The organism is uncultured Flavonifractor sp., from assembly GCF_944383115.1.
GTDB lineage: Bacteria > Bacillota > Clostridia > Oscillospirales > Oscillospiraceae > Flavonifractor.
Map to the genome: position 1 here is coordinate 1 of NZ_CALWOJ010000103.1, position 6,517 is coordinate 6,517.

Below are 6,517 nucleotides of genomic sequence, written 5' to 3' on the forward strand. Positions count from 1 at the left end.
CCCAGGCCCCACAGGGTCTCGTTGAGGACCACCGGGCCGGAATAGCGGAAGAACTTCTGGATCAGGGGGCGTCCTGGCCGGAACATGAGGGTGGGCTTGAGCCGGAACCGCTTGTTGGTGAGGGCATAGGTCATGGTGATGCCGAACTCCAGGATACGGGAGAGCAGGGTGGCAAAGGCCGCGCCCTCCACCCCCAGAGCGGGGGCGCCCAGGTTGCCGAAGATGAACACCCAGTTGAGGAAGGTGTTGGTGGCCATGGAGGTGGCAAAGACGATCATGCCCAGCTTGGGGTTCTCCATAGAGCGGTGGGCGCCCACATACACGCCGGTAAGGCTGTTAAAGAGGTAGGAGGGGCCTACGATGCGGGCGTAGCTGGCGGCCAGAGGGATCAGCTCTTCATTATCGGTGAGCAGCCCCATGAGTTGGGTGGGGAAAAAGCACATGACAATGGCAAACAGAGCGGCAATGGCTCCCGCCACATAACAGCCGATACCCATGACCCGGTTGATGGTGTCGGTATCTTTCTTGCCCCAGAACTGGCTGATGAGGACTGAGGAGCCGCTTTGCAGCCCGAAGATCACCAGCTGGATCACAAATACAGGCAGGTTGGCCTGGGACACGGCGGCCAGAGGGGCCTCTCCCAGGCTGCCTACCATAAAAGTATCCACCAGACCCAGCAGGGTGGTACACAGATTTTGCAGCAGGATGGGCAGGGCCAACGCGATCACATTGCGGTAAAAGACCCTGCCTCGGTTCATGTAGGCAAACAATTCCTCACCTCATTGCAATCCGAGTCTGTGTGATCTCCGTGAGGGCGGCGGCCAGAGCGTCGGCCTCCTCACAGGTGCTGTCGGGAGAGAAGGAGATGCGCAGCACCCCCATCAGGGTGCGCTTGGGCAGCCCCAGAGCCGCAAAAACGTGGCTGGGCTTGCCCTTGTGGCAGGCCGAGCCCGAGGAGACGTAGATCCCCCGGTCAGACAGGTCCCGCACCAGCATCTCGCTGGGATAGCCGGGCAGAGAAATGGCACAGATGTGGGGAGCGTCGCCGGGGCTGACCACCTCCAGGCCGGGAACAGAGGAGAGGACCTCCAGGGCATGGGACTTTACAGCAGCGATGCGAGCGGGCGCACCGCTGTCCCATGCTTCGCAGGCGGCAGCCAGGGCCGCCAGCTGGGCGGTGGGCTCGGTGCCGGAACGCAGGCCGTTCTCCTGCCCGCCCCCCAGCAGCAGGGGTTTTAGCTCCAGGCCCTTGCGGATGTACTGGACCCCGATGCCTTTGGGAGCGCGGATCTTGTGACCGCTGATGGTGAGCAGGTCCACCCCCAGTTCCTTGGGGGTGAAGGGGACCTTCAAAAAGGCCTGCACCGCGTCACAGTGGAGCAGGGCGGGGCAGTGGGCGGATTTGATAGCCCGGGCCGCCTCCGCTACCGGCAGAAGGGTACCCAGCTCATTGTTTACCAGCATCATGGACACCAGCACCGTGTCGGGCCGCAGAGCGTCGGTCAGCGCCTGGGCGGATATATGGCCGGACTTGTCCGGTTTCAGATAGGTGACTTCATAGCCCCGGGCGGCCAGGGCGCGGATGGGCTCCAGCACGGCGGAGTGTTCAATGGCGGTGGTGATGATATGCTTTCCCGTTCGCCTGCCGTATTCCGCGGCGGCCCGGATGGCCCAGTTGTCCCCTTCGGTACCGCAGGAGGTGAAAATAAGTTCCTCCGGCAGACAGCCCAGCCTGTCCGCTACCACGGCACGGTACTCCTTTACTTTGGCGGCGGCGGCCTGACCGATGGCGTAGCCGGAGGAGGGGTTGCCGTAACCCTCTGTCATGGCCTCATAGGCGGCCCGGGCCGCTTCCGGACATACCGGGGTGGTTGCTGCGTTATCCAGATAGATGGGCATGGACAGTCACCTCAGACAAAAAAAGTGCGGTTTCGCAATTCTTCATTGTACCCTTCTACAGAGGGAAAGTCAAGGCGGCAGAATTGTGGAAAACAGACGTGACAGTTTATCCCATACCGCTTGACAAGGAGGGAAGAGGATAATATACTGTGACCTGCTAGGAAATAATTTTTGACAATAAGAAAGGAAGAAACCGCCATGAGTGCCATCAAGCTGCGTGAAAACCTGTGGTCCGTGGGTGTCCTTAACCCGTCCCTGCGGGTCTTTGACATCGTCATGGAATCCAAATACGGTACCTCCTACAACGCCTACCTGCTGACGGGGGAGAAGAACGTCCTGATCGAGACGGTACATACCGACTATTTTGACGAATATCTGGACAACATCCGCCAGGTCATTCCTGTGGAGGATGTGGATTACCTGATCATGAACCACAACGAGCCCGACCACTCGGGCAGCGTGGCCAAGCTGATGGCGGTCTGCCCCAAACTGGAGATCATTGCCACCAAGGCGGGCAAGAAGCACCTGCAGGACATCACCAACCTGGATCTGCCCTGCCGTACCGTGGCCGCCGGAGACACCCTGGACCTGGGGGACCGAGTGCTGGAGTTCATCCCCTCTCCCATGCTCCACTGGGCCGACTCCATGTTTACCTGGGATAAGAAGGGCAAGACCCTCTTCACCTGCGATTTCCTGGGCTGCCACTTCTGTGAGCCCACCATGCTGGACAAGAACATCCACGCCAAGGAGGCCTATGAGGGCGAGTTTGCCTACTATTATGCCGGTATCTTCGGCCCCTTCAAGCCCAGCGTACTCTCCGGCCTGGACAAGATGCCTGCCGACGTGGAACTGGTGTGTCCCAGCCACGGCCCCTGCCTGACCGAGACCATTGACAAAGCCAAGGAGCTTTACCGCACCTGGAGTACCCCCGCTCCCAAGAAGCAGCGCACCGCCTTCGTGGTGTACGCCTCTGCCTACGGCTGCACCCGCACTCTGGCGGAAGCTGCCGCCAAGGCTCTGGAGGGTGAGGGGTACGCCGTTACCACTGCCGACGTCACCGTGGTGCCCTATGCCGAGTGTGTGAAGCTGGCCCATGAGGCCGACGTGCTGCTGGTGGGTTCCCCCACCATCAACCGTGCCGCTCCCAAGGCGGTGTGGGATGTACTTACCTCCATTGACCCCATCAACCTGAAGGGGAAGGCCGCCGGCGCCTTCGGTGCCTATGGCTGGAGCGGTGAGGCCGCCCCCATGCTCCACACCTTCCTGAAGGGCCTGCGCTACGCCGCCCCCGAGGCTCCCTTCCGGATTCTCTTCACCCCCACCCAGGCCGATCTGGACGCCATGGCCGACTATGCCCGCAGCGTGGCCGCCCTTTGCACCGTGCCGGTGGACGCCCCCAAGACCGAGGGCGGCAAGTGGGTGTGCGCCCTGTGCGGCTACATCTATGATCCCGCCGAGGGTGATCCCGCCCACGGCGTGGCCCCCGGCACCCCCTGGGAGCAGGTGCCCTCCTCCTGGTCCTGCCCCCTGTGCGGCGTGGACAAGGAGATGTTCAAGAAGGTCGACTAAATTTTCAAATAAAAAACGCAGGCTGCGCAATGCGCAGCCTGCGTTTTTCGTTTGGCCGTCACGCTGGGACAAGGGCGGCGAGGGAGGCGATCAGCTCCTGTACCACATTGTTGGAGATTGCATAATAGGCGTAGCTTTTGGTGCTGTGGCCGGAGTAGCCGTCATAGAAGGCGGCCTTGCCCTCCGACCAGAGGGAAAGCTCGTAGAACTCCCCAAAGTGAATCACCAGATCGGCGTCCTCCGCCTGAAATGCGGAGGTGGAGGTCCACTGGTCGGTGTGGAGCAGCTGGTCCAAACCGGAATTGGGCGGCACCTGATAGGCGGTATCCTGCCAGTAGATGGTGGCCCCGGCGTCCAGCTGGGCCTGGGCGCTCTGGGGGGTAAGGGACGGATTGTCCTTGCGCATGAACTGGGGAGGACCGAACAGGCTGCACCACAGCCAGAACATGGCGGCCCCCAGCAGGACCAGAGAAATCAATGTGGCGATCAGGGCGATGAGCGTCCTGCGTTTCAGGGTGCGGGCGTAATCTTCCGCCATGGTACATCCCTCCTTTGGCTCCAGTATATCAGTGAAGCAGGCGGGATGGGTAACAGGGCGGTTACACAAATCTGACGATTTTCGGTCAAAAGGAGAAAAAAGTCCTTTAGTTTAAATCTTCCGGCGTATGGTGGGCCGGGGCGTCGTTGAAAAGACGATAGTAGGGGATCTCATCCTGGTGCTTCGGGTCAATGGCGGGGACGTAGGCGATTCCCACGCCCATAAAGGGGCTGGGATCCACCCCGTCGTGCATCCAGTCGGCAATGACCTCATCCCAGTAGTCCTGGGTAAAGAGAATACGGTATACGGGCTGGATATAGGGGTAGGCGGAAAAGTCGTATTCAATGGTGACCTGGAGGATCTCCGCCTGGTCGGGGTGGGCGGTGCAGTGGCTGCCCCAGTAGTCCCCGGAGCGGAAGCTGGCCAAAGCGTCCGACTCCGAGCGGAGGGGGTAAGTGCCTTTGACTGACGGATAGGTGTTCTGGCTGACTATGCCCTCCTGGGCGGAGAAACGGCGGAAGGTGTAGTTGTAGAGCTGCTCGCTCAGGGGTTGGGTGGGATCATCCACGAAAAAGGTCTGAAGGGAAGTATATCGCTCCCCGGCAAAGGTATAGCTCTCCAGCTGCTCTTGGGCCAGTGTGGCACGGGAGACGGCGGTCAGCTTGTGGGTCAGGCGGGCTTCAAACTCCTCCTGCCGGGCGGGATCAAACAGAACGGTTTGTGTCCCCAAACCATCCAGCCGGATCTGGGAGCCGTCGGCACACTGGGCCGTCAGAGTGGGCGGACGGGGGATGTGGTAGTCCTTAAGAGAGTCCCACTGATAGTCGGTGATGGTCAGTCCATACTCCAGAGCCAGGGCGTCGGCCAGGGTGCGCTGAAGGGTATCGTCTGTCAGGGACGGTTCCTCATAGACCTTCAGCTCGGTCAGTTCGTCCAGCCGCCCGGCGGTGGGATTTTTGCCCATGAGCTGGCTGGGGTCGGTGACGATGGAAAAACTCTCATTCCACGCCTGGGGGGCGGAAGGAGTGGGGGTGACCACCGGCTCCGGGGTGCGGGCAACGCCGGGGCCGTCGGGGTCTGCTCCCATCCGACCGGACAGCCACACCCCGCCGGTGACCGCCAGGGCCAGGGCCGCCGCCGTGGCGGCGATGGCCAGGGGCTTGGGGGAGGGCCGCTTTTGTCCCTGGGCCTGCTTCATGGCAGCCAGGGTGCGCGCCTGCCAGGCGGGGGAGGGGGTCATGCCGCCCAGGGTGCTGCGGTAACGCTCTTCATTGTTCATGCCCATTCCTCCTTCAGCGCGTCTTTCAGCTTTTCACGGGCCCGGCTTAAACGGGAGAGTACCGTGTTCCGGGGACAGCCCAGCAGCTGGGCGATTTCGGCGGCGGTATAGCCCTCAATGTAGTGGAGGTATACCGGCCAGCGGTACTTGGAGGGCAAGGCGGCCACCGCCTCCCAGGTGCCGCCCTCCTCCGGCGGAGGGGCGGCCTGCCGGGCGTCCTCCAGAGGAACGGTGCGCCTGTGCCAGGCAGACCGCCCCCAGCTCTTGCAGCGGTTGGCGGTGGCCCGGATGAGCCAGGCTTTCAGATGGGTCTCGTCGGCAAAGCGGGGATTGCTCTGGATGAGGCTTACAAAGACCTCCTGGGCCACGTCCTCTCCGTCAGCCACGCTGCCGGTACCCTGGATGGCCATGCGGTAGACCAGCGGGCCGTAGCGGTCCAGGATCTCCTCACAGGAGAGGGGACTGCCGTTGAGGCTGGGCATCGCGTTCACTCCCTTCTTGTCCTTCTGTCCAGAAAGCGCGGCGGCGGGCCGAATGATTGCATCCGGGTAAAAAAAGCGGGCGGCCATTTGGCCGCCCGCGGAATCGCAGGTAGTTTACTTGATCTCCCGGACGGGGACGTTCCAGATATCCCTGGCGTAGTCCCGGATGGACCGGTCGGCGGCAAAGATGCCGGAACGGGCGATGTTCATGAGAGACATCTTGTTCCACCGCTTGGGGTCCTGGTAGGCCTGACCGGCCCGGGCATGGGCGTCCCGGTAGCTCTCGAAGTCGGCCAGCAGCAGGTACTCGTCAGCGGGGCCGCCGTCGCCGAAGAGCAGCCGACGGGCGATGTCGTCGTAGTTGATGCCGTCGCCGAAGCCCAGGTTGAGCTGCTCCACCACAGACCGCAGGTCGGAGTTGTGGATATAGTACTCATAGGACTTGTAGCCGTTGTGCTTCAGCTCGGCCACCTCATGGGCTTTCAGGCCGAAGAGGAAGATGTTCTCGTCGCCCAGCACCTGGTGCATCTCCACGTTGGCGCCGTCCAGGGTGCCGATGGTCACCGCGCCGTTGATCATGAACTTCATGTTGCCGGTGCCGCTGGCCTCCTTGCCGGCGGTGGAGATCTGCTCGGAGAGTTCGGAGGCGGGCATCAGCTTCTCGGCCAGGCTCACCCGGTAGTTCTCCAGGAAGACCACCTGGAGCCGGTCCTTGCAGATGGGGTCCTTGGCGATCATGTCGGCCACGGA

7 protein-coding genes are annotated in these 6,517 nt (G+C 62.1%); 1 reads left to right on the top strand and 6 read right to left on the bottom strand.

Features of this window, described 5'->3' with window-relative positions:
* Together Q0K43_RS09620 and Q0K43_RS09625 are read right to left on the bottom strand one after the other, a co-directional pair.
* On the bottom strand, positions 1-758 hold a 758-nt coding region (locus Q0K43_RS09620; RefSeq protein ID WP_297290325.1), incomplete at its 3' end, for an MATE family efflux transporter.
* Positions 759-774: 16 nt separating this feature from the next.
* Positions 775-1,899: a cysteine desulfurase family protein gene (locus tag Q0K43_RS09625; protein ID WP_297290326.1), complete on the bottom strand. Its 1,125-nt coding sequence runs from the start codon at positions 1,897-1,899 to the stop codon at positions 775-777.
* Positions 1,900-2,097: 198 nt separating this feature from the next.
* Between Q0K43_RS09625 and Q0K43_RS09630 the strand changes: the two genes are divergently transcribed.
* Positions 2,098-3,468: a rubredoxin gene (locus Q0K43_RS09630; RefSeq protein ID WP_297290327.1), complete on the top strand. Its 1,371-nt coding sequence runs from the start codon at positions 2,098-2,100 to the stop codon at positions 3,466-3,468.
* Positions 3,469-3,526: 58 nt separating this feature from the next.
* Here Q0K43_RS09630 and Q0K43_RS09635 read toward each other — a convergent pair whose 3' ends face one another.
* The 4 genes from Q0K43_RS09635 to Q0K43_RS09650 form a co-directional block, all read right to left on the bottom strand.
* Positions 3,527-4,006, bottom strand: a complete 480-nt coding sequence (locus Q0K43_RS09635; RefSeq protein WP_297290328.1) for a hypothetical protein — start codon at positions 4,004-4,006, stop codon at positions 3,527-3,529.
* A gap of 106 nt (positions 4,007-4,112) precedes the next feature.
* On the bottom strand, positions 4,113-5,285 hold the full coding sequence (locus Q0K43_RS09640) for a hypothetical protein (protein WP_297290329.1): 1,173 nt from the start codon (positions 5,283-5,285) through the stop codon (positions 4,113-4,115).
* Complete coding sequence (locus Q0K43_RS09645; protein ID WP_297290331.1) at positions 5,282-5,767, bottom strand: RNA polymerase sigma factor; 486 nt, start codon at positions 5,765-5,767, stop codon at positions 5,282-5,284. The genes Q0K43_RS09640 and Q0K43_RS09645 overlap by 4 nt, the downstream gene beginning before the upstream one ends.
* Positions 5,768-5,881: 114 nt before the next feature.
* The coding region (locus Q0K43_RS09650) for a glycogen/starch/alpha-glucan phosphorylase (RefSeq protein WP_297290330.1) at positions 5,882-6,517 on the bottom strand (636 nt) is incomplete at its 5' end.

Bases quoted from the DNA above. Each gene is read 5' to 3' on its own strand.
- Q0K43_RS09635 (WP_297290328.1), bottom strand. From the start codon at position 4,006: ATGGCGGAAGATTACGCCCGCACCCTGAAACGCAGGACGCTCATCGCC.
- Q0K43_RS09630 (WP_297290327.1), top strand. From the start codon at position 2,098: ATGAGTGCCATCAAGCTGCGTGAAAACCTGTGGTCCGTGGGTGTCCTT.
- Q0K43_RS09645 (WP_297290331.1), bottom strand. From the start codon at position 5,767: ATGCCCAGCCTCAACGGCAGTCCCCTCTCCTGTGAGGAGATCCTGGAC.
- Q0K43_RS09640 (WP_297290329.1), bottom strand. From the start codon at position 5,285: ATGAACAATGAAGAGCGTTACCGCAGCACCCTGGGCGGCATGACCCCC.
- Q0K43_RS09625 (WP_297290326.1), bottom strand. From the start codon at position 1,899: ATGCCCATCTATCTGGATAACGCAGCAACCACCCCGGTATGTCCGGAA.